A 24,593-nucleotide genomic window follows, 5' to 3' on the forward strand; every position below is an offset into this window, starting at 1 on the left:
CTCTTATATTTTTTATTTTAATAATGATACAAATTTATTCATGTCATATTTGCCAAGAACTGCAACTCTATCAATATTTTCTGGATTATCATTTAAATCTGCTGTTCCTCCACCTAGATTAAAGGATATAGAGTATCCAGCATCTTTTGCAGCTTTCTTTGTATCTTGATTATATTTACCGAATGGATAACAAAAAGTGTTAATTGGCTTACCAATAATTTTTTCCAAATCAGCTTTAGAGTCTTTTGCTATTTTTAGCTGTTCAGCATAACTAAGTTTGTCAAGTTCTTGATGGTTTGTAGTATGAGAACCAATGTCAATACCATTCTGAGACATTTCAACTAATTGAGCAGAGGTCATATAATAACCATTGTCTCCTACCCCAGATGTTATTATAAAAATAGTTGCGTTCATACCTAATTCTTTTAAAATAGGATATGCTATTTGATAATTGTTAAGATAACCGTCATCAATAGTGATTAAAACTGATTTTTCAGGAACAGGTTTTTTATTTAATATATAATCACTAAATTCATCAATATTTAATGTAAAATAACCTTTATTTTTTAAGTATTCTAGTTGTTCTCTAAACTTTGCAGCAGTTACGAATAAGTCTGACTTATCATCACCAAAAGCATGATAGCATAAAACAGGAATTTCCTTAGGAACAACTAATTTTTTCCCTTCAAATCGATCTTTTTTTACTGGTTCTTCTTTTGTAGGTTCCTCTTTTGCCGGAGAAGTTATTGTTGTATCGATAGTTGTTTTAGCAGTTGTATTAACGTTATCTGAAAGAGTTGCCGTAGAAGATTTTTTAGAATTATTTGAATTTATGAATCCATAAACACATAATGCAACATCAATTATTAATAACACAATAATAACTTTTAAAATGTTTCGCTTGTTTTTCATTGTGAATCCCCCTTAGTTTTACATAATTATATTATAGCAAGGAAAGCATATTAAATAAAGTTTATAAAGATATTAATAGTTATTCACAAAAACTGTGGATTATATGTGTATAAGTTGTTAATTAGTATGTTAATAATAGACAAATAGAAACAAATAATATGTTAATAATATTTTTGAGGAGGTAGAAAAATGAAGAAAATAGGAGTAATTAGCATAATTTGTCTGTTTATGTTAAGTTGTATTAAAGTGAGTGCTGTGGAAAAAGCTGTGGATAATTCTCCGGGATGTCAGGTTGTTAAGTTTAGAGAGGAGCTTAAAAAAATAGATGAAGAGATGATAAAAGGGGAATTAAAGTATCCATATTTAGTAGATGAGAAAAATGAATTTATTAGTAGCATTAATAATGATTTGAATAATGATATTGAAGTGTGGATATCAGATTTAAAAGATTTATCTGTAAAATATAAAGAAGATATGAAAAAAAATAATTTATCTGAGATTAGGCCATTTGAGGTTGCAAGCAATTATAAAATCACACTAAACAGATGTCCATATTTAAGTTATTATATAGATTTTTATCAGTATACTGGGGGAGCACATGGAATTACTACAAGAAAAACTTATAATTTTAATATAAAAGATAAGAAATCAATTGAATTAAAAGATTTGTTTATAGAAGGATATGATTACAAGAAAGTTATAAATAATGAAATAACCAAACAGATACAAAAAGATAAGGATAACTTCTTTGAAGAAGGAAAGGCATTTAAGGGAATAAGTGATGATCAAAGGTTTACAATAGGACAAAAAGGAATTGAAGTATATTTTCAGTTATATGATATTGCACCATATGTGTATGGAATACCTACGTTTAATATTCCTTATGAACTTTTAAAAGATGGATTAAAATAAACGAGAAAGTCATGGGTTTCTATGACTTTTTTACTTTTTATACCACTTATTGTAATAATTCAAGTATAATAAAAACAAGAGCATAATTATGCAAAGAAGGAGGTGGAGAAAATCAAAACTTTTAATTATTCTTCGATTTTTTTTAGGGCATTAGTTGCATTATATGCATTAATTATTAGTATAAAATTTAATAGAGATCAGTTTAATAGAATAATTATCTTTTATTTACTAATCTATTTCTGCTTCTCAATAGGCTTCTATCTTTTAGATAGGCAAGCATTAAAAATATTATTTATATTTTTTGAAGTAATAGTAATTTATATGTTGTATAAAATCAATCCAATCTTTATAATCCTTGGTTCACAAATTATCTCAGAATTATTTGAATTTAATGAATTAGTTAAGTATGGGTCGATGATTTTAATAAGTATTTTAGGAACTGGAATTACAAAAGAGAATAAGTTTTTATTCTATCTTCTTCTATTTATTACATATGCCTCTCTAAGTATAATTAAAAGTTATTTAGAGAAGACAGATAGTTTAGAAAAAGAAAATAGAGAACTTAGAAAAAACTTAACTTATTATAATAAATTAGTAGAGAATTCTAAGGATTTTGAAGAACAAGTGTTATACGCAACACAACTTGAAGAAAGGAATAAGCTATCGCAGCAAATGCATGATAAAATTGGACATGTAGTTGCAGGGAGTTTAATGCAGTTAGAGGCGGCTAAAGCTATAATTGAGGAGGATACAGAAGCGTCTAAAAAGTTACTGGAAGGAACTATTTCTGTACTAAGAAGTGGTATTGAAGATATAAGGATAACTTTACGAAACATAAAGCCATTGAAAGAAGAATTAGGAATTAATAGACTTAAGCTAGAAGTAGATAGAGCACTTAAGCATTCTTCAATTAATAGTCATATAAACTTTAAAGGAGAACTAAACAACATAAACTATAATCAATGGAAAGTAATAATTGATAATACAAAAGAGGCATTAACTAATACCATAAAGTATTCTAAAGCAAAAGATTTTTGGGTTAATATTCATGTAATGAATAAAATGCTCAAAGTAGAACTAAAAGATAATGGTACTGGATCAAGTATAATTACAAAAGGTTTAGGAATAGCTGGTATGGAGCAAAGAGTTCAGGAATTAGGTGGTAATATAACTTTTGATGGATCAAGTGGATTTTCAATAGTCATATTAATGCCTATATAAATTGTAAAAAAAGTAAATTTGGGAGAGATAATATGATACGGTTATTAATTGTTGATGATGATGCATTAATAAGAGAAAGTCTAAAAATTATTTTAAAAATGGATAATGAAATTGAGGTAGTAGATACCTGTGATAATGCTTTAAAAGCTATAGAAGTATGTAGCAGTAATGAAATAGATATTGTGCTACTAGATGTTAGAATGCCAATAATAAATGGGGTAGAAGCTACAAAAGAAATAGTTAAAAATAAAAAAACCAAGATTATTATATTAACTACCTTTGATGAAGATGAATATATAAGAGAGGGTATTAAAAATGGAGCTTCAGGTTATTTGCTTAAGAGCACACCACCAAAAGATATAATCCAATCAATAAAGATGGTTGCGGCAGGTAATCATGTATATGGTAGCGAAATAATAGAAAAATTAAAAGATTCATTAGAGAAGAAAGCAACTATAAATAAAGAATTATTTACAGAAAGGGAACTTCAAATAATGGAAGCTATTTCTGAAGGCTTATCAAACAAAGAGATAGCAGCAAAACTCTTTATATCTGAAGGAACTGTAAAGAATTATATAAGTAGTATTCTAGATAAGACAGATTTAAGCCACAGAACTCAAATTGCTATATATTATATAAAAGGAAGTATTTAAAAAATGACAAAAGTCATATATAAGTTGTGACCTTCTACCCTAAGAAAGTAGAAGGTTTTTTATTATACTTAAAATATAAGTTAGAGGAGGGAATATAATGAAGATTTTAAATATAAACAATTTAGAAAAGAGATATGGCAATTTTCTAGCAGTAGATAATATTTCACTATCGGTAGAGAAGGGGGAAGTATTTGGACTATTAGGACCTAATGGTGCAGGAAAGAGTACAACCATAAATATAATTATAGGTCTTCTAAAGAGTAATGGTGGAGAGATACAAATCTTTGGAAAAGATCAAAAAAAGCATGAGAAAGAAATAAAGAAGAAAATAGGAATAGTTCCTCAAAACTTGGCTATTTATAAGGAACTATCAGCAGAAGAAAATATTGAGTTTTTTGGATCAATATATGGACTTAAAGGAAAAGCACTAAAAGAAGCTGTAGAATATGCATTAGAGTTTACTGGGCTTTTAGAGCATAGAAAGAATAAAGCTAAAAATTTCTCAGGTGGAATGATGAGAAGGCTTAATATAGCATGTGGGATAGTTCATAAACCTGAACTTGTAATTATGGATGAACCTACAGTAGGAATAGATCCTCAATCCAGAAATCATATATTAGAATCAGTTAAAAAATTAAATCAAGATGGATGTACGGTTATATATACTTCTCACTATATGGAAGAGGTTGAAAACTTGTGTAATAGGATTTCCATAATGGATAAAGGAAAGATAATAGCAGAAGGAACTCAAGAAGAGTTAATTACAATGGTTTCAGATACTCAAAACTTAGAAGTTGAGATTTCAGATATTAAAAAGATTGATAAGGAAGAAATACTAAATATAAAAGGGGTTAAAAGTTTAATCATTAAGGATGAAGTTCTAAATATAAATTCCCTTAGAGAAGTAAGTAATCTTAATTTAATTATTGATTATTTAACTGCTAAAGAAGTGAAAATTAGAAATATAGGATATACAGATATTAACCTTGAGACTGTATTTTTAAATTTAACTGGAAGAAATTTAAGAGATTAGAGGTGATATCATGAGAAAGATATTTGCAATAATAAAATATGATATATTGGCAAATAAATCTAGTAAGTATATCATAACAATTTTGTTTTATCCAATAGTACTAACATTAGTGTTAGGATTTGTATTGAAAAATGTATTCTATTCTAATTATGAGATGGAAAAAGTCAAGGTATATTATGTTTCAGATGGAAAAGAAGTAAGTGCTCAATTTCTTGATGTGTTTAAGTCATTGCAAGGTAAAATAGATTTTGATATGGAAAAAGTACAAGACATAAATGAAGCCAATGAAAAAATCGGGAAAAATTATGATTCATTAGCAATAAGTTTTACCGATAAAGAAGTAAAAGTTTATAGAAATAATAATGGAAGTGTTTCAACTGAAATTGTTTATGGAGTTTTAAATACAATTGCAGATAAATTTAATGTAATGTATTCTATTGAGAAAATAAATCCAGAGGCTATTCGAAATATTGATTTTAGTAAAATTCAAAAAGACTTTACAGATTTTAAGAGGATAGAATTAAAAAGAGAAATGACCTCCTATGATTACTATGGAGTAGCAGAATTCACCATGATAATTATGTATATAAGCCTGTTTTCATTAGGAATAGTAAATACTCAAAGAAGAAATGGGACAGAAGGAAGAATATTTCTTGCAGGAGTATCAAAGCTTCAATATATCATTTCCAGAATCTTAAGTATGACTATATTTAATATGGTATTAATGACAGTTCCTTTTATCATACTCAAGGAGATAATAGGAATATATTATGGAACAGATTTACTAACTTTGTTCACCATTTTTATAACATTAAATCTTTTTGCAGCAGCCTTAGGGGTAACGTTTGGGTTCTTATTTAAAGAGGAAAGAGTAGCAAATACAATGATTCAGGCTGTAGTTATTCCAGCCTTGACCTTTTTAGGTGGAGGATATGTTTATTTTGGTGATAATATTCCCTTTGTCCTTGATTTAATCACAAAGTTTTCACCACTTAGATGGGCAAATAGATCAATAATAAACATGATTTATGGTGGTGATTATAGCAAAGTCTCAACATCAGTTGTAATTAATTTAACTCTAACATTAATATTAATCCTAATTTCTTATTTAAAGATCAAGGGAGAGGAGAAGTTATCATGAGTGAATTTTTTTATCTCGTAAGAAAAAATCTGAAGTTAATATTCAATTCAAAGTTCATAATAGCGCAGTTATTAATTCCAGTTGCAGCAACTCTTGCATTTATAAAATTATTTTCATCAATGGGTGGGACCTTAAATTATGGTGTTATAGATTTAGATAAAACTACAAGCTCAAAATATGTTATAGAGGGGACTAAAGTTAATAAAGGAAATATTACGTATTTTGAAAGTGAAAGTGAATTAGAGCAAAAGATAAAAAATAGAGAAATAGATGGAGCATATATAATTCCTAAAGGATTTGAAGATGCAATACTAAAAGGTACAGATAATAAGATATCAATAATTATGGGTAGTGATAGCAGTTTAAAAAATTCATTACAGTCTAGCATAAACGATAAATCCGGAACACTAACACAAATTGCTCAAGGAGCTAAAGGAATTAAAGAAACCTATTATAATATTATTGCCGAGAGTGGTAATAAAGAAATTAGTGTTAACCAGTATAATTTAGAAGACAAAAAATACGATTTCCAAGTAACTCAAATGTCTGTTGGAATATTGATATTCTTTATGATGATAAGAGCTAGTGCTACGTCTGATATAATGCTAGAAGAAAAAAGAAGTAATTGCTATAGTAGAATATTTGCATCACCAGTAACTCCGTTAAAATTCATTGGAGCAAATATACTAGCAAACTTGTCTATACTATTGATACAAATATTGCTGACTGTATTTTTTATGAAATGGGTGTTTAAAATATCCACTGGGGTACCGATGCCAATGTTACTATTTGCTCTATTATTAATATCATTAGTTGCTATTGCTTTTACAACAATGATGGGAATAGCAATAAAAGATGATAAAATATCTGGGCTAGTGAGTAACTTGTTAATAAATGTAAGTTGCATGTTAACTGGCTGTTTTGTTCCATTTGAATGGATTCCAAAGAATATAAGGAGTATATCTTATGTATTTCCTCAAAGTTGGGTTATGGATATATTGGAGAAATATCAAAATGGAATAGGAGATTTTAAAGATATTTTAATAAATATAATAACCCTTTTAGCATTTATAGTCACATTCTTAGTAATTGCAGCATATAAGATAAAATATTCTAATAAAGAGATGAGTCTTGTGGGAGAGTAATAAGTTGTAATATATTGACAGGGAATTAGATGTTTAATATAATTAATGTATTATTTTATAAGGAGGATAGATTATGACTAATATAATTGGTACTGTAAAGTTTAAATTAAATAAACAGTGGAAATATAGCAGCTCCGTAATGAAAAGTGCAATTTTGGACTTCTACGGGAGAAGTGCGTCCATTTTTAGAATAAGTACTAATTATTTTATATATAACCTTGACTCTAAAAAGTATCTTTTTGTTTCATAAGATTATTATTTAAGTTTTTTAGGCTCAAGGTGGATATCTTGAGCCTTTTTATATAAAATAGAGATTTCTTTATATTGGATACACTTTTTCTTATAGGCCTTATTATGTCTTTGATTTTTAATAAAAAAGACAGGGGCTTATTTTTATTTGAGTAAAAAGATTTATGAAGGAGTGTATATCAATGAATATGAAGAAAAGTTTAAATAGAAATATATCAATAAGCTATATTTATAGTTTTTTAATACAATTAAATGTAACATCAGCAATTTGGGTACTATATCTTGCTTTTAAGGGAATGACTCTTGTTCAGATAGGATTAGTAGAATCTATTTATCATATTACCAGCTTATTATTTGAATTACCTACTGGAGCAATTGCAGATATATATGGGAAGAGATTTACCCTGATTCTTGGCAGAATTCTTCAAATTATATCAAGTATTTTGATGATAACAGCTAATAGTTTTTTAGGATTTACAATAGCATTTATATTTTGTGCAGCTGCTAAGAATTTAAATTCAGGTTCTGCAGAGGCATTAATATATGATAGCTTAAAAGGACTAAACAAAGAAGAAAAATATAAGATTATATGGGGTAATCTTGCATTTTTTATGTCAATTGCCCAGGGAATAGCAGTACTACTAGGAGGAATACTAGCAGATTTAAGTTTTATATATGCATATATTTTAGGGTTAATAGTAGAAATTATAGCATTAATAATAACCTTTGGATTTACAGAAGTTACTACTGAAAATAGATACAAAGAAAATAATGCATTAATAGGACAATTAGTCACCAGTTTTAAAGTATTGAAAGTAAGAAAAGTAGTTTTATATTTAATTTTATTTTCATCTTTGATAGGAAGTCTTCAAACTACCGTATTCTTTTATTGTCAAAAGTATTTTGAGGATTTGAATTATACAAAGACATCTATAGCATTAATTTGTGCATTAGGTAGTTTGTTTGAAGCAATATTTTCGAAATATGCATATAAAATTGAGACTTTCTTTAAAATTAAAGGGATACTAATTGGAATATCTACGGTAAATATATTAGCTCTAATGGGTCTTGCAGTATGGCAGAACTTGTCGGTGTTTTTTTTCTTACTAACATCTATAACTGGAGGATTAGCATATACCATTTTAAGTGATTATATTAATTCAAGAATACCATCAGAGTATAGAGCAACAATACTTTCAGTGGATAGCTTATGCTTTAGTTTATTCATGATTTGTATTTTCCCTTTATTCGGGCTTATAGCAGATAAGATTGGATTCACTATGACTTTTGGAATAGTTGGGGGGATGTATATTCCCGCCATAATATTTATACTTTTAAAATTAAGAAAGTACAAAGTTATAGAAGTAAGTGAAGATGAAAGAAAATTAGAAAATTAGGAAATTGCTAATTCTAGCCTCAAGAAATATTTTTTCTTGAGGCAATTTCTATAAAAAATTAGTAGTATCATGAATTTTTCTTGAAAAAAGTTATATAATTTACATATATAGCAAAAACGTAAGGGGAAGTTATAATGAATTATATTTTAAAACTAGAAAAAAGAACAACACAAAATATATTGGCCATGGTATTACTAGTAGATCTTGCTATTTCAGAAGTTTTAAAGTTAAATGTAACCTTTGTACTAGGATGTATGCTTGGAGTAATATATATTTCATATTTAAAAATTATAAGGCCTATTTTAGCAAGAAAAAAATATACAAATATTATAACTACATTTGTACGCATGTTATCAATAAATGAGATAATAGGTACAACTACTATAATAATTTTAATTGGTATAATCGAGATTCTTAATATTAGACAACATAATGGATTACTTCCAGGTTTAGTTTCCTTTAGTGATATTTCCACAATAGCACTTAACATTACATTTATAGCAGTAATTTGTATAATTATATTTAGTTATGTAATGTATAGAAAATATAATATACAAATGATTAGTGAAGGCTTGTTATTAAGTGATGGTGAGTTAATACAATGGGATGAAATAAAAATAATTCGAAAAGAAGAAGCTGAAGATTATGTTTTTTATTTATTATTAATAAATGAGGAATCCAGTGCATATAAAATTAAGCTGAAAATAAATAAATCGGTAACTGAGATAGCAGAAAAGAAATTTAAAGAGAATAGTATTTGTATATAAAAAAATCGTCAAGGCGATTATGAGCCGTCGATTTTTTTCTCTCATCTGCCTTTCCAAATGCATGTGAGGAAAAATTGGCAGGAGACTTATTCTTTTTTTTACTCTTTAGCGGAGTATACAGGGTTTTTTATAGGAAACTTAATTTAGTTGAACTTAAAACCCTATAGTAAATACTTTGATTATAATTCAAACTTATAATGTTATCCACAACCTTAAAATAATATAAATTCCTAAAGAGTAAAAATAAAGAGAACCTGTAATATATTAAGCATTACAGGTTCATTTTATTTAACTTCTAACTTTTGGACTTGTTCCATTACCTCTAAAACCAGGACCATCAGATATTTTTCTACCTAATCGAGTAACCTTGCCAGTAATACATCCTCTGCAGTGAGCAGGTGTATCACTAATACATATCTTTCCTGGATAAAGAGCGTATAGTGCTCTATATTCTCCTTCAGTTACATTTGGCATAACAACATTTGCGCCAGATTGTAATGCTATAACTCTACCATCCTTATTCAGAGATTCCATAGCTGTAGTGGCAGGTATGTTAATGTCGGGAAGAACTAATCTAACTAAGGCCATCATTTTTAAGGCTAGAGTGAAATCGCCACCTTTTTCGTTAGCTAAAGGTGTATCTTCATTAGGGATAAAAGGTCCTATACCAATCATATCAGCATCTAATTCCTTAAAGAACAGGATATCATCAGCTAAAGATTCTAAGGTTTGTCCAGGAAGTCCTACTAAAGCTCCTGATCCAACTTCATAGCCTAAAGCTCTTAAGTCCCTAAGACATCTTTTTCTTTCTTCATGACTCATTCCAGGATCCATATCTTCATATAATTTCTTATCAGTTGTTTCAATTCTTATTAAGTATCTATCTGCACCTACTTCTTTAAAGGCTTTGTATTCCTCAAAAGTTTTTTCGCCAAGACTTAAAGTAATAGCAACTCCTAAAGCCTTAATATCAGTAACTAATTTTTTCATTTTCTCAACAGTAAAATAATCATCTTCTCCACCTTGAAGAACAATGGTTTTATAGCCATAACTAACAGCTTTATTAACAAAATCCATTATTTCTTCATAAGAAAGTCTATATCTCTTAAGATTTTTATTATCTCGTCTTAGACCACAGTAAAGGCAATTTCTTTTACAAATATTTGTGAATTCTAATAATCCTCTTAAATGAACATAGTCACCTAAGTATTTTTGTCTAACATCATCAGCGGCTTTAAATAATTCGTCATTAATACTATCATCTTTTAATATTTCAAGTATTTCTTCTTTGCTAAGGATATGAGTTTCCTTACCTTTGTTAATTAAGTCAATTGTATTCATAAATTCCTCCTAATGGAAAAAAATTATCTAAAAATAAAGACTATAGAAATTATACTATATTATTTTACATTAAAAAAGAATATTTATCTTATTTTTATTCTAAATGGAAATTTATCACAAAAAAAATACACTTTTCATAAAATACTATATAACAATTTATGGAGTGAAGGCATTGTTATACGCATTAATATTAGCCGGAGGAAAAGGGACAAGGCTTTACCCCCTTTCAAGAGGAGCAAATCCAAAGCAGTTTCTTAAAGTAGTTAATAGCAAAAGCTTTTTACAAAATACTGTTGATAGAATAAACCCTCTAGTGGAAAAAGACAATGTTTATATAGTGACTAATAAAGATTATCTCCCAAAAATAAGGGAGGAATTAGAAGGGTTTAAGGAAGAAAATATATTTTTTGAACCTGAAAATAAAGAAACTGCCACATGTATAGGTCTTTCAGCCGTTAAACTCCTTAAAAAAGATAAGGATGCTCTTATGATAGTTCTTCCATCAGATCATCATATTGAGGGTGAAAAAAACTATATTGAGACTTTGGAGCAGGCAGTAGAGATAGCAGAAAGAAGAAGAGGTATAGTGACCTTAGGAATTGATCCAACTAGACCAGAAACTGGATACGGATATATAGAGATGGGTGAGAGAATAGGAGGAAGTTTTCCATCATATAAAGTAGCTAGATTCACTGAAAAACCAAATTTGGAGGTAGCAAAGGATTTTTTGATTAAGGGAACTTATCTATGGAACTCTGGAATGTTTATATTTAGAGCGGATGTAATATTAAGAGAAATAGAAAAATATATACCTAAAATGTATAAATCTCTTATGGAAATATATAAAAGCCTAGGAGAAGAAAATGAAGAAGAGGTAATAAAGGAGCAATATAAACTTATTGATGGAATATCAATAGATTTTGGGGTAATGCAGAAAACCAGAAGAGCCTATGTGATAAAAGGTGAGTTCTTTTGGGATGATATAGGAAGCTTTGGAGCACTGAGTAGATTTCTGAATAATCAAAATTCTAACTCAATAACTAATGGGGTTTTTCTAGAAGAATGTGAAAATTGTTCAGTATTTGGAAATGATAAAAACCTTATAATTGGGTTTGGAATTAAAGATTTAGTAATAGTAGATGCTGGCGATGTAATACTAGTTATGGATAAAAGTAGAGATCAAGAAATAAAGCATTTATTTAATACTATTGGAGAAAAAGAGAACTTAAAAAGATATTTGTAAAAAGCCTTAGGTGAAAGCCTAAGGCTTTTACTTAAATAAAATTTGATATACTTTCTCTAAATTGTTTAGGTGTTAAGCCAGTATATTTTTTAAAGGTTTTAGAAAAGTGTTTTTCATTACTATAACCAACTAGCTTTGCCACTTGATAGTTTTTTAATGTCCGATTTTTTAGAAGTTCCTTAGATTTTTCAATTCTATAACTGTGAAGAAATTCTAAGAAGTTCACGCCTGTTTCTAATTTAAATAATTGACTGAGATAAGTTGGGGTTATATATATAACCTTAGCAGTAGTTTCTAAAGATATATCTTTATTATAGTTATTAATTATATAATTCATCGCAGCAGATACTAAGGAATTGTTTTTATGATTTTTGTTTATTTCATTGAATATTTTATCTAAGATTAGCTTCACCTGATCCTTAATTTCATTTATAGTTTGGCATTTTAATATTCTATGAAAAGGTGAAAAATCCTTAGTGGAAGCAAAATCAATATTAATATCATTTTCTATACAAAACTTATAAATACTACCTAAAAGTGATAAGGTTGAACCTTGCAAATAATTTTTCAAGGGAAATCCACCTTTTGATAATGCATAATAAAAAGATTCAATATACTTATCAATAATTAAGTTATCACCAGTTCTCAAAGCATTTATTATAGCTAGCTCTTCCTCAACTGGGTAGAAACTTTGTTTTGCTTCTGATTCTTTCACGTCATGGATAGAAATTAATATGTCATCACCTAAATAAAACTTTGAATTAATAGCAAGATATGACTCTTTATAACACTTATCAATTTCTTTTAAATTGGTGACAGGATCACCTATTCCAATACTTACTGTGAAACCAAGGTTAGCCTTTATAGAATCCTTTAATCGTACTAACGATTGCTTAATTTCTTCATAAGAGTAGCAGTTATCAGATATAAATAAAATTATTACTATATATTCCTTATAATCTAATAATTCAATGGTAAATAGACTATTTAGATTATTATAAATCAAATCTTTAATAGAAATTTTAATTGAGTCAATATCTATTTCATTATATAAATCATAAATCATTGAGGAATAATCTAAAGATATAACTGGTACTAAAATATAATTATAATCATTTTGAATATTATACAAGTTAAGCTTAGATTGTAGATTTTCACTGGAATAGTCATGATTACCTAATATAAGTTCTGTAAATAACTTTTCCTTAAGAGTTAATAGGTTTTCATTTAACAGCGCATCCTTTGAACGTTCAACATCTAATGTTTCTTTTACATTTAAAACAACATCTAATATTTCAGATGGCTTACAGGGTTTTAAAAGGTAATTTGAGGCGCTTAATTCAATAGCCTTTTTAGCAAAAGAAAAATCATCATATCCACTTAAAATTATGCATTTTGATTTTATTTTTCTTTTTGTTAGTTCTTCAAGAACTTCTAAACCAGTCATTTTGGGCATTTTTATATCCATAATAATTATATCTGGCTTAAGATTAATAATACTATTCAATGCATCTAATCCATTATCAGCCTCTCCAACTACTTCTATATCATAATCTTCCCAGGATATTAAAGATTTTATGCCATCGATTAAATCTATTTCATCGTCAGCTAAGAATAACTTGTACATAAATCAAACCTCTCTTAAATTAAAATATACTATTTATTAAGACTGTTATTGAGTGGAATGGAAATTGTAACAGTGGTACCTAAATTAAGTTCGCTTGTTATTATTAGAGTATAGTTATCGCCATAATAAAGTGATAAACGTTGATTAACGTTTCTTATTGCATAACCATTTTTTGTACTTAATTCATCAATTTTTTCAAGACTTAATAGATTGTTTATAGTTTTATTATCCATACCTTTACCATTATCAATTATTTGAAATACTATAAAATCTTCTACTAGTTCCCCAGAAATAATAATTAGACTTCTATCATTATCTTCTTCAGTGCCATGTATTATTGAATTTTCAACAAAGGGTTGAATAATAAGCTTAGGTATTGAGTAATTAAGAATTTTATCTGAAATATTAATTTTATATTTTAACTTGTCTCTATACCTCTTTCCTTGAAGTAGAAGATAGTTTTCAATAAAGTCAGCTTCTTCTTTTACTGAAATAAATTCTCTACCATTACTTAAAGTTATTCTAAATAGCTTAGAAAGAGCATATACCATATCACTTATTTCAGTTTGTTTTGATTTTTCAGCTTTCCAAAAAATCATGTCTAAAGTATTGTATAAAAAATGAGGATTAATCTGAGCTTGCAAAGCCTTAAGTTCTGCTTCCTTTTCCTTAAGCTGCAATTTATATACACTGTTAATTAAAGTTTGTATATTATCAATCATGTCATTATATTCCAAAACTAACATTCCAAATTCATCCTTATATTTAAAGGAAACTTTTTCTTTGAAATTCCCTTTCTTAACTAATCTCATTGAAGCTAATAATTCCTTTAATGGAAGAGTTAATCTTGTAGATAAAAATATTGAAAGTAAAAAAGATATAATAATGCATCCTAAAATTACTCCAAAAGTAAGCTCCATAATTGAGTGTAGATTTTTAAAAATTTCTTTTTCAGGTGTAAGGGAAATTATCTTCCAATTGCTATTTGTAATATTATCGAAAGTAGCGATATAATTAGAACCTTTAAGTTTTACAGTATTATATCCAGAAGAGGATTTGATATATGGAATAATAGAGTTTAAACTTTCTTGGTTATCTATTACATTATAGGGGTCATTTAGAGCTATTAAGTTATTATTGCTATCTAAAATTAAAACACTGTTTGAAGAAACTTTTAATTCTTGGGAATACATATTCTCTATGGTTGAAGAATTAATACAAATGACCATAAGGCCACATTCTTTAAGGGTATTTGTATCTATTATTGTTCTAACCATAGCAATTTTATCGCTCTTATTATCAGATATAAAAGGAGTATCACCACTTTTGATTTTAAACCAAACAGGCTGTCCTTTCATCTTATGTGCAAGAGTATATATATCGTCTTCTTTAAACTTATTATAGGACTTTAGTCCTGTACTCCCATCTTTACTTAAGTAATAATTAGCTCCAAGGTCACCATAAATAGCCATAAAGCTAATGTAATCTTTTGAGGCGAGGAGTATATTTAGCGGTTCTAATCCATACTTCGTGAAGTTTTGATTATCATTAGAAACTTCTTCAGTCTTTACATAAGATTGGACAAGTGGATTTAAACATATAAAAGTTGATAAATCGATTACATCTTTTTGCAAAAAGTCTATATTAGAACTTATTTGCTTTATATCTTTAACGTTAACTGAAGTCATTTGTTCCTTTAGAGACTTTGATGATACTAAATATGAGTACCCCCCTAAAATGAGAGAGATAAAGGATATAATAGTCATGAAAAATATAATCAATTTATTTTTAAGGGTCATATTCATATAAATTTTATTAAAATTTCTACATATACGTTTTAACATAGACATAAAAAGCCTCCGAGTAGATATAAATTAATTTTATATTAAAGGATAATAAATTTCAAATATTTCCACAAGAGGTAAAATATAAACTTCTAAAAAATGAGACCATTTTCATAAATTTGAATACTATTATTTAAATGAAAAGGTTTATATAATTACTCTAGCAGTATAAATGTGAGAGCAACTTGATAGCTTTTAAAAGACTACTAATTTAAGTAGGGAGAATACATATATGAAAAGATTAAAGGGATATAGATTTAAATATGTTATATTATTTATTTTCGTTGGTATTATTAGTTTTGTTGGATGTGAAAATAACGGAGAAAAATCAGATTACAAATCAAAAGAAAGTAAAGAAGTAACTATTAAATTTCTTTCCAATTTACCTGAAAGAACATCAGGACAAGGAAAATTAGAGCAATTACTTATAGATAGATATATGCAGGAAAATCCAAATGTGAAAGTTGAGGTTGAAGCATACCAAGACGAACCATATAAACAGCGATTTAAAGCTTATGCGATATGTAATGAATTACCAGATATATTTTTCATTTGGGGACAACCATCATTTTTTAATCCTGTAATGCAAGGAGGATATGCATCAGAGTTAAACCTAGACTACTTTTATAAAAATAATTTTAGTGAAGATTCTTTAAAAGGTTTTAAGATGAATGACAAACTTTATGGAATTCCCAAAAGTACAGATTATATGGTCTTATATTGTAACAAAGATGTATTTAGTAAATTGAATCTTAAAATTCCAAGTAATTATGAGGAGTTAATAGATTCATGTAGAAAATTAAGAAGTTCAGGCATTAATCCAATAGCAATGAATATGAAAGATAAATGGCCAATGGCTTTGTTATATCAAGAACTTGTTCTAATGGAAGGAAATAATCAAGCGCTTATTTATAAAGCAATTAATGGTGATATAAAGTTTTCAGGAAATGAAACATTAAAAAAAGCAGCGGAGGATTTACAAGAACTCTTAGAGGTAAATGGGGATATAAACCTATCTACATCAGAAGATTATAACTTATCAATGAATTTATTTACTCAAGAGAAGGCTGCAATGTATTATATGGGATCTTGGGAATTAGGAATGTATAATAATCCTGCCCTTTCAGATAGATTCAAGAAGAATATAACTGCTATTAAGTTTCCTCAAAAAAATAATAATGATGAGAAAGGCTTAATAGCATGGAATGGAGGTGGATATGCAATTTCAGCTAAATCAACTGTAAAAGATGAAGCTATGAAGTTATTAGAGTATATGATGAGAGCTGATAATTGGCCAAAAAGTGGATTGGAAATGGGATTAATCGTTCCTGCTCAAAGATATCAAGGTGAATTAGACTTTAAAGAGTCTCCACTTCAGAAAGAACTAGCAAAAATATTAAGCAACTCAACTTCAATAAGTGGAACATCTTGGCATGATAGTATGACGCCGGATTTCAAGACAGTAAGCGAAGAGCTGTCCTATGAACTAGCAGCAGGTATTATATCACCGGACAATTTTTTATCGCAAATGGATCAGGAAGTAGCTAAAGAAAAAATTAATAAATAGTTGTAAGTTTAAAAAATGAAGGGGGAAAATTGAATATGTTAAAGAGATGGTTGTCCAGATTTTTAACTACTACTTTTGCAACAACGATGCTTTTGGGTAATATCGTTCAAGCTCACGCAGCTGAACAAAGTGCTGATATTTATTTAAATCCAAGAGCTTCAGTAGAAGATAGGGTAAATGATCTAATGTCAAAAATGACACTGGATGATAAGATTGGTCAGATGGTGCAAGCTGAAAGAAAAACAGCAACTCCTGCAGATGTAAAAACCTATAAGCTAGGTTCTGTTTTAAGTGGTGGAGGATCATTACCTACACCTAATACAGCTGTGGGTTGGGCTGATATGATTGATGAATATCAAAAGTCAGCAACTTCAACAGAGTTAAAAATACCGATTTTATATGGAGTAGATGCGGTACATGGAGATAACAACGTCTATGGAGCAACTATATTTCCGCACAATATAGGATTAGGTGCTACTGGAGATACAGGATTAGTTAAAAAAGTTGGACAAGCAGTTGCTGAAGAAGTAAGAGCAACCGGTGTAAACTGGGCATTCGCACCAACCCTTGGAATACCTCATAATGAAAGATGGGGAAGAACTTACGAAACCTTTGGGGAAGATTCAGAGCTAGTAGCAAAAATGGGTGAAGCATATATAGAAGGGTTACAAGGAGAAGATCCTAGTAAAACTCTTAAGAGAAATGATAAGGTTATTGCTACAGCAAAACATTACATTGGCGAAGGTCTTACAGAAAATGGAACTAACCAAGGCAATGTTGTCATGAGTGATGAAGATTTCCAAAAAGCATTAAAGGATGAATTACTTGCTCCATATAAGGCTGCAGTAGATGCAGGGGTAAGATCAGTAATGGTTTCTTATAATAGTGTAAATGGAGTAAAATGTCATGGAAATGCAGATTTAATTACTAAGGTATTAAAACAAGACTTAGGATTTAAAGGAATTGTAATATCTGACTATGAAGGAATTAAGCAAATATCAGGAACAGGAATTACAACTCAAAAGGACAAGATAGCTGTTGCTATTAATGCCGGCATAGATATGGCTATGGAACCTAATGATTGGAAAGGTTTCATGACAAGCTTAAAAGAATTAGTAAATGAGGGTAAGGTTCCACAAACAAGAATAGATGATGCAGTAACTAGAATTTTAACTGTTAAATTTGAAATGGGACTTTTTGAAGATCCATATGCTCAAAGAGACTTATTAGATACAGTAGGTTCTAAAGAAAATAGAGAAGTAGCAAGACAAGCGGTAAGAGAATCATTAGTTTTACTTAAGAATGATAATGACATAGTAGGACAGTTAAAGAATAAGAAAAATATTCTTGTAGCTGGAAAAAGTGCAGATGATATAGGATTACAATCAGGTGGATGGACAATATCTTGGCAAGGTAGTGCAGGTAATATAACACCTGGTACAACTATATTACAAGGAATTAAAAACACAGTAGGTAGTGATGTTAAAGTCACTTACAATAAGCGTGGAAGAGCTGCTGCAGATAATGATGTGGCTGTAGTTGTTATAGGAGAAACTCCTTATGCAGAAACAGATGGAGACAGAACTCCTGATAAATTAACTTTAGATTCAGATGATTTATTAACACTTAAAAACATAAAAGAAACTAATCCTAATCTACCAGTTGTTGCAGTATTAGTAACAGGAAGACCTATTACTATAGCTGATCAAGTGCAAGATTTTGATGGATTAGTTGAAGCGTGGCTACCAGGAACAGAAGGACAAGGTGTAGCAGATGTATTATTTGGTAGTTATGATTTCACAGGAAAGCTTACTATGACATGGCCATGGTATGCAGAAGATATAACAACAAAGCATGATGATGGAAAAGCATTATTTAATTATGGTTTTGGACTTAAAAAAGGTGAAAATAAAGAATTACCTGCAAAACCAGTTAAGCAAGATAAACCTTCTATTCCAGTACCAGGAAAAATAGAAACAGAAGCTTATTCAACCCAAAGTGGATTCCAATTTGAAACTACTCAAGATGTTGGTGGTGGACAAAATGCTGGTTATACTGATGCTGGTGATTGGTTAGATTATTATGTTAATGTAGCAGAGGATGCTAAATATGAAGTTGAATTTAGAGTAGCAAGTCCTGGTGGTTCAACTGGTGGTGTTGAATTATTATTAGGTTCAAAGTTATTAACAAAACTTGACGTACCTGATACAACAAATTGGCAAAACTGGACTTCTGTAAAAGGAACTGTAAATCTTAAGGCTGGAAAACAAACTTTAAGATTTAGAGCAGGAAGTGGAAACTTTAACTTTAACTATATGAATTTTGTTAAAGTTGGCCCTTATGAGGCAGAACCAGAAGATCCTCCTGTAACTTATAATCCTCAAGGACAAGTTATTGAAAAAGGTGCTGTAGATGTATATATGAGTTCGTCAGAAGAATCAGGTAGCATGAGTTGGTACGACTCTCCGAAAGAAATATCAAATAAGCTTAGTAAAAAAGATAATATTGATATTACTTCACCTGATGGACAACAAGCAACAACTATAAATGTTGATTCTTCAAAGACATATCAAACATTCTTAGGAATGGGAACATCATTAGAAGAATCTTCAGTAAATAATATAGCTAAAATGTCTAAAGAAAAGAGAACCGAATTCTTAACTAATCTTTTAGATCCTGAAAAAGGTGCTGGAATGAGTTTGTTAAGAGTTACTATAGGTACACCTGACTTTACTGCACAAGATTTCTACACTTATTATGATAAGGTAGAAGATCCAAGCAATCCAGATTGGTATAATACTACTGGTAAAGGATTCTCAATTCAAAAGGATATAGATTATAAAATTGTAGATACAATCAAAGAAGCATTAGCAATAAATCCAAATGTTAAATTATTTGCGTCTTCTTGGACTCCACCGGGATGGATGAAGCTTCCTACTTCAAATAGTAAGAGTTATGAAAATAATGATTTGCTTCTTAAAGGTGGAACATTAAATGATGACTATATAGATGACTTAGCTAAATACTATGTTAGATATATGGAGGAGTACGCTAAATTAGGAATTCCTATGTATGCAATGACTCTTCAAAATGAACCAGAGTTAGAAATTAACTATCCAAGTTGTAAGATGACATCAGAACAAGAAAGAAAGTTAGCGATAGATATTAAGGCAGAGGTTGCTAAAAGTAGTATTCTTAAGGCTAAAAATGTAGATCCAAAAGTTTGGGCATTTGATCATAACTTCAGTAGTTCGGTTAATTATGTTTCTCCTATATTAAATGATTCAGAAGGAAATGCTGCAGTTGATGGTGTTGCATTCCATGATTATGGTGGAGAACCAACAGCAATGACTCAAGTTCATAATTTATTCCCAAGTAAATCAATGAACTTAACAGAAAGAGCAGTATGGGGAACAAAAGGTGCTGATAGAATAGCTCAATACTTTAGAAATTATGCAGAAAGTTATACTTCATGGGTTACTATGTTAGATAGTAATATAGCTCCAGAACAATGGACAGGTACTCCAGACCCAACCATGTTGGTTCAGGATGCCAATGACCGCGAAAATTACTGGGCTACTCCTGAATTCTACATTTCAGGTCAATTCTCTAAATTTATAAGACCAGGAGCTGTAAGGATTGATTCAAATTACGGTTCAGCAGATACTGTTACTAATGTAGCATTTAAAAATACAGATGGTTCAATTGTAATGGTTGTTATTAATCAAACAGATAAAGATCAAAAGTTTAAAGCATTAAGTGACGGCATTCAAATAGGTGGTGTAGTACCTGCTAAAAATGTAGCAACTTATAAATGGAATCCAGTTCAAAATATTGCCAAAGTTCCAAGTACAATTTTAGCTAAAAACTTTACTGCAAAGAATAATGCTAATGTAGTAGAGGATGGCGCAGATGGAAGTCATGTAGGTGGAATGAGTACTGGTTCATGGTTAGATTATACAGTAGATGTTAAAGAACCAGGCCTATATAATGTGAAATTCTTAGCTGCAAGTGGAACCTGGACTGAGAATGGTATTGAACAGAATCTAATAAAAGGAGTAAAAGTTACTCAAGGGGATGTAGTATTAGGTGAAACTAGTATTACTAATGCTGGATGGAATAACTATAAGGATAATAGTACAACAGTAAAATTTGAGAAAGCTGGAATTCAAAAAATTAGATTAAATGTTACAGGTGCATTTGATCTTAGAACAATAAAATTTGAAAAGGTAAAGGAAATTCATAATTTACCTGGAAGAATTGAAGCAGAAGCATTTACTAATGCTAACGGTATTGTTGTTGAGAATAATGCTATTGGATATTTAGATAAAGATGATTTTGTTTCATACAAGGTAAATGTAGCTGAAGCTGGAGTGTATGATTTAAATATGTTAATTTCATCAGGGACTGCTAATCCAGAGTTTGATGTTTATTCTAATGATATTAAGTTAGGCACTATTTCTTTAGCAAGTACAGGAGATTGGGCAAACTGGAAACTTACAAATGCTAGTATCAATCTTCCTGCTGGGGAACAAACATTGAAATTTGTCGTAAAGCAAGGCTTCAACTTAGACTACTTTACAGTAGGTTCATCAATAAAACTTACAAGTACAGATATAACTGAAAATTCATTAAATGGAAAAGTGATTAATGTTGAATTATCAAATGGAACATTTGTAGATACATTAAATAATAGTAATTGGGTGTTATCTAATCTTCCAGCTGGAGTGACTTATAATGTAGATAGAATAGATGCAACTCATGCAAAAATAACACTATCAGGTGAAAGAAATGTTGATTTTGATTTAGACAAAACTGTTACAGTTGCAATGGCAGCTAAAGAATTGGTAGGTGGAGATGCTAAAACTTATAGCATAACTGATGATTTTGTAATAGTTGCAAATAATGATGCAGAAGAATTAACTACTGATTCTAATATTGCAATTAATACAAATGAATTTATAGTAACACTAAATGGCGGTACTTTTGTTCAAGATAAAGTAAATACAATAACTTTATCAGGAGATATAATCACTAATGGAAATGTGAAATTAAGCTCAGTTGAATATATTGATTCAACTCATGTTAAAGTTAAATTAACTGGTTGGAAAACTTATTATGAAGATTTAATTTTAACTGTTAATGTTCCAGCATCTGCATATAGTGATTCTATAGGCAATACAGTATTAACTAAAGATGTTACATGTGTAAAGAGTGACCTATTACCTACACCAAATGTTATAGGAAATACAGCAGTTACATTAACTGAAGCTAATGCATACAGAACAAAAGGTTCTTTAGCATCGAACGTAGTGTCTGGAAATAGAGTGGATTATTACTTGAATGTAGCTGAAGCAGGAGAATATACATTAACTTATACAGGAAAAAATAATGCGTCTATTGCTAATGCTATAAAAGTAAGTAAAGGTAGTGGAATTAATATTGCTGGAAATTTAGTAACTTATAACTTAGGAAACTTCTATAATGCAACAAATAGTTTTAAGGATACTATAACTTTAGAAGCAGGATTACAAACATTAAGATTTGAAGCTGTAAATACAGGGTTCACATTAAGCTCAATTAAGATTGAGAAGAAAGCACAACCTCAAGTTATTAGTGGAACTTTAGGAGATAAATCTACAGTTGTAGCAGATAGCTTCTATAAAGGATCTAATGATAAGGGATATGCAATTGAAACTAAGAACAATATAAAGAATATTGGATGTACTGTAGCAGGCACTTACTTAGATTACTCAGTAAATGTGGCTGAAGCAGGAAAGTATAAAGTAAACTTTAATTATGCAACAACTGTAAGTGGAGCTGTAGCAGTTCTACAAACAGGTTCAGGTAAAGAATTAGGAAGACTTCCATTAACTTCAACCGGAGATTGGGGTAAGTTTGTTGATACAACAACACCTATATATGTAACTCTTGATAAAGGAGTACAAACTATTAGAGTTTATGTAGATGGTGATGGATACAACTACAGATCACTCACTTTTGAACCAGTAAAGGATAGTGGTGCACCAGAATTAACTGGTAAGGATGGAGCAATTGAAAAAGGTTCAAATGCAGATTTATTAAAAGCATTATCAATTGTAGCTATTGATGACTTAGACGGAGATATAACATCTAAAGTTGTAATAGATTCTAGTAAAGTTGATTTTAATACAGTTGGAGAATATGAAGTTAAAGCTTCAGTTACTGATGACTCAGGGAATCAAACTGAAAAGACATTTAAACTTACAATAAGAGAAGATGGTACAGCACCAGTTATAGAAGGTCATAATGCTATAATAGCTGTAGGTTCTAAATTTGATCCAATAGCTGACTTAGGATTAAAAGTAACTGATAATAAAGATGGTAATATGACTTCAAATGCACAAATTACTCATGTTGTAGATACTTCAACTGATGGTGTATTTAGGGTGAAAGTATCTGCTACAGATAAGGCAGGAAATAGTTCTGAAAGAATATTTATTGTAAGGGTAATCAGCCAAGGAGTAATAGATACTGCAGATGTTACATTAACTGTAGGTGATTCCTTTGATCCTTTGACTGGAGTTAAGGCATATGATTTAAATGGAGAATATATTACTTCAAAAATCATAATAGTTTCAAATAATGTAGATACTTCAAAAGCAGGAACTTACAAGGTTGTATATAAGATAACAGATCGTGAAAATACAGTAATTACAAAGGAAAGAGTAGTAACAGTTAAGGATAAACCAGCTGATCCAGGTAATGGAGAAGGAAATAATCCAGGAAACGGTGGCAATCCAACACCAGGAGATAATGGTTCAAATCCAACAACTTCAATTATTACTGACGAAAATGGAAATAAAGTAGTTGTTGTTAATAAGATTAACAATAAAGACGGAAAGAATATAATAGAAGTTCCAAACGGACAAAAAGGTGTATTTGTAGAAATATCAGATATAGAGTCAATTATGAATGGAACAGGAAGTCTAGAAATAAAGAATGATTCATCAACCATCACATTACCTTTTAGTGCAATTGATAAATCACTTTTAACAACAGGTTCAAAAGTTGTATTAAACTTAACCTTAGAAGAGGGTTCTGATTTAACTAAGCATATTAAGGGCTTAAGTAGAGTATTTAACTTCAATCTATTTGTTGTAAATGGGGATAAGAAAGTACAAATTCATAACTTTGCAAAAGGGGAAGCAGAAGTTTCATTAACCTTAAGTGATTCAGAGATAAAATCATTAAATATGAATAACATTGGAGTATTCTATTATAATGAATCAACTGGAAAGTTCGAATTAATGAATACTAGAGTAGATGGAAACAAAGTAATATTTAATACAAAACATTTCTCAAAATTCATAGTAGCAGAAGTAGCACAAAGTAGTAATGGAGTACTTCCTAAAACAGGATCAGATATTAATACCAATAACATTATATTCTTAGGAATGATAATGTTACTCTCTGGAGCTTTCTTAGTAAGAAGGAGAAAAAAAGATTTAGAAGCATAAGAAATAAAAATGCAGAAACCAACTAGGTTTCTGCATTTTCTT

The 24,593-nt window shown here is 29.5% G+C and carries 16 protein-coding genes; 12 read left to right on the top strand and 4 right to left on the bottom strand.

Translation table 11 applies throughout. The annotated features are described in order from the left end of the window. Positions 1 to 12: 12 nt before the first annotated feature. On the bottom strand, positions 13 to 912 hold the full coding sequence (locus tag L1S47_RS14195; protein ID WP_238884182.1) for a polysaccharide deacetylase family protein: 900 nt from the start codon (positions 910 to 912) through the stop codon (positions 13 to 15). A gap of 189 nt (positions 913 to 1,101) precedes the next feature. Between L1S47_RS14195 and L1S47_RS14200 the strand changes: the two genes are divergently transcribed. The 9 genes from L1S47_RS14200 (at position 1,102) to L1S47_RS14240 (ending at position 9,430) form a co-directional block, all read left to right on the top strand. Beyond that, complete coding sequence (locus L1S47_RS14200) at positions 1,102 to 1,824, top strand: DUF3298 and DUF4163 domain-containing protein (RefSeq protein ID WP_238884183.1); 723 nt, start codon at positions 1,102 to 1,104, stop codon at positions 1,822 to 1,824. Between the two features lie 102 nt (positions 1,825 to 1,926). After that, positions 1,927 to 3,045, top strand: coding sequence for a histidine kinase (locus tag L1S47_RS14205; RefSeq protein WP_238884184.1), 1,119 nt, complete (start codon positions 1,927 to 1,929; stop codon positions 3,043 to 3,045). A 32-nt stretch (positions 3,046 to 3,077) separates the two neighbouring features. Continuing rightward, complete coding sequence (locus L1S47_RS14210) at positions 3,078 to 3,698, top strand: response regulator transcription factor (protein ID WP_238884185.1); 621 nt, start codon at positions 3,078 to 3,080, stop codon at positions 3,696 to 3,698. 97 nt (positions 3,699 to 3,795) lie between these two features. Beyond that, positions 3,796 to 4,731, top strand: a complete 936-nt coding sequence (locus L1S47_RS14215) for an ABC transporter ATP-binding protein (protein WP_238884186.1) — start codon at positions 3,796 to 3,798, stop codon at positions 4,729 to 4,731. 10 nt (positions 4,732 to 4,741) lie between these two features. Beyond that, positions 4,742 to 5,872: an ABC transporter permease gene (locus tag L1S47_RS14220; RefSeq protein ID WP_238884187.1), complete on the top strand. Its 1,131-nt coding sequence runs from the start codon at positions 4,742 to 4,744 to the stop codon at positions 5,870 to 5,872. Next, positions 5,869 to 7,017: an ABC transporter permease gene (locus tag L1S47_RS14225; RefSeq protein ID WP_238884188.1), complete on the top strand. Its 1,149-nt coding sequence runs from the start codon at positions 5,869 to 5,871 to the stop codon at positions 7,015 to 7,017. The genes L1S47_RS14220 and L1S47_RS14225 overlap by 4 nt, the downstream gene beginning before the upstream one ends. A gap of 73 nt (positions 7,018 to 7,090) precedes the next feature. Beyond that, a complete protein-coding gene (locus tag L1S47_RS14230) occupies positions 7,091 to 7,267 on the top strand; it encodes a hypothetical protein (RefSeq protein WP_202768842.1) in 177 nt (58 codons plus the stop codon). A gap of 181 nt (positions 7,268 to 7,448) precedes the next feature. Beyond that, a complete protein-coding gene (locus L1S47_RS14235; RefSeq protein WP_238884189.1) occupies positions 7,449 to 8,663 on the top strand; it encodes an MFS transporter in 1,215 nt (404 codons plus the stop codon). A gap of 134 nt (positions 8,664 to 8,797) precedes the next feature. Further along, complete coding sequence (locus tag L1S47_RS14240; RefSeq protein ID WP_238884190.1) at positions 8,798 to 9,430, top strand: hypothetical protein; 633 nt, start codon at positions 8,798 to 8,800, stop codon at positions 9,428 to 9,430. 288 nt (positions 9,431 to 9,718) lie between these two features. Here the strand turns inward: L1S47_RS14240 and hydE are convergent, their stop codons facing one another. Beyond that, on the bottom strand, positions 9,719 to 10,771 hold the full coding sequence (gene hydE / locus L1S47_RS14245; protein ID WP_238884191.1) for a [FeFe] hydrogenase H-cluster radical SAM maturase HydE: 1,053 nt from the start codon (positions 10,769 to 10,771) through the stop codon (positions 9,719 to 9,721). A 172-nt stretch (positions 10,772 to 10,943) separates the two neighbouring features. On the opposite strand from hydE, the gene L1S47_RS14250 reads away from it, so the two are divergent. Beyond that, complete coding sequence (locus L1S47_RS14250; protein ID WP_238884192.1) at positions 10,944 to 12,014, top strand: mannose-1-phosphate guanylyltransferase; 1,071 nt, start codon at positions 10,944 to 10,946, stop codon at positions 12,012 to 12,014. Between the two features lie 31 nt (positions 12,015 to 12,045). Here L1S47_RS14250 and L1S47_RS14255 read toward each other — a convergent pair whose 3' ends face one another. Further along, positions 12,046 to 13,641 carry a response regulator gene (locus L1S47_RS14255; protein ID WP_238884193.1) on the bottom strand — a complete coding sequence of 532 codons (1,596 nt, stop codon included), beginning with the start codon at positions 13,639 to 13,641 and terminating at the stop codon, positions 12,046 to 12,048. 29 nt (positions 13,642 to 13,670) lie between these two features. Then, the gene (locus tag L1S47_RS14260) at positions 13,671 to 15,491 is read right to left on the bottom strand and encodes a sensor histidine kinase (RefSeq protein WP_238884194.1); all 1,821 of its coding nucleotides are present in this window, start codon (positions 15,489 to 15,491) and stop codon (positions 13,671 to 13,673) included. Between the two features lie 226 nt (positions 15,492 to 15,717). On the opposite strand from L1S47_RS14260, the gene L1S47_RS14265 reads away from it, so the two are divergent. Both L1S47_RS14265 and L1S47_RS14270 read left to right on the top strand, forming a co-directional pair. Next, positions 15,718 to 17,052, top strand: coding sequence for an ABC transporter substrate-binding protein (locus tag L1S47_RS14265; protein ID WP_238884196.1), 1,335 nt, complete (start codon positions 15,718 to 15,720; stop codon positions 17,050 to 17,052). 35 nt (positions 17,053 to 17,087) lie between these two features. After that, entirely contained in the window at positions 17,088 to 24,551 is a 7,464-nt protein-coding gene (locus L1S47_RS14270; RefSeq protein ID WP_238884197.1) for a glycoside hydrolase family 3 N-terminal domain-containing protein, read from the top strand. Positions 24,552 to 24,593: the final 42 nt, after the last annotated feature.

It is taken from the genome of Clostridium sp. YIM B02551, assembly GCF_022324735.1.
Taxonomy (GTDB): Bacteria; Bacillota; Clostridia; order Clostridiales; family Clostridiaceae; genus Clostridium_T; species Clostridium_T paridis.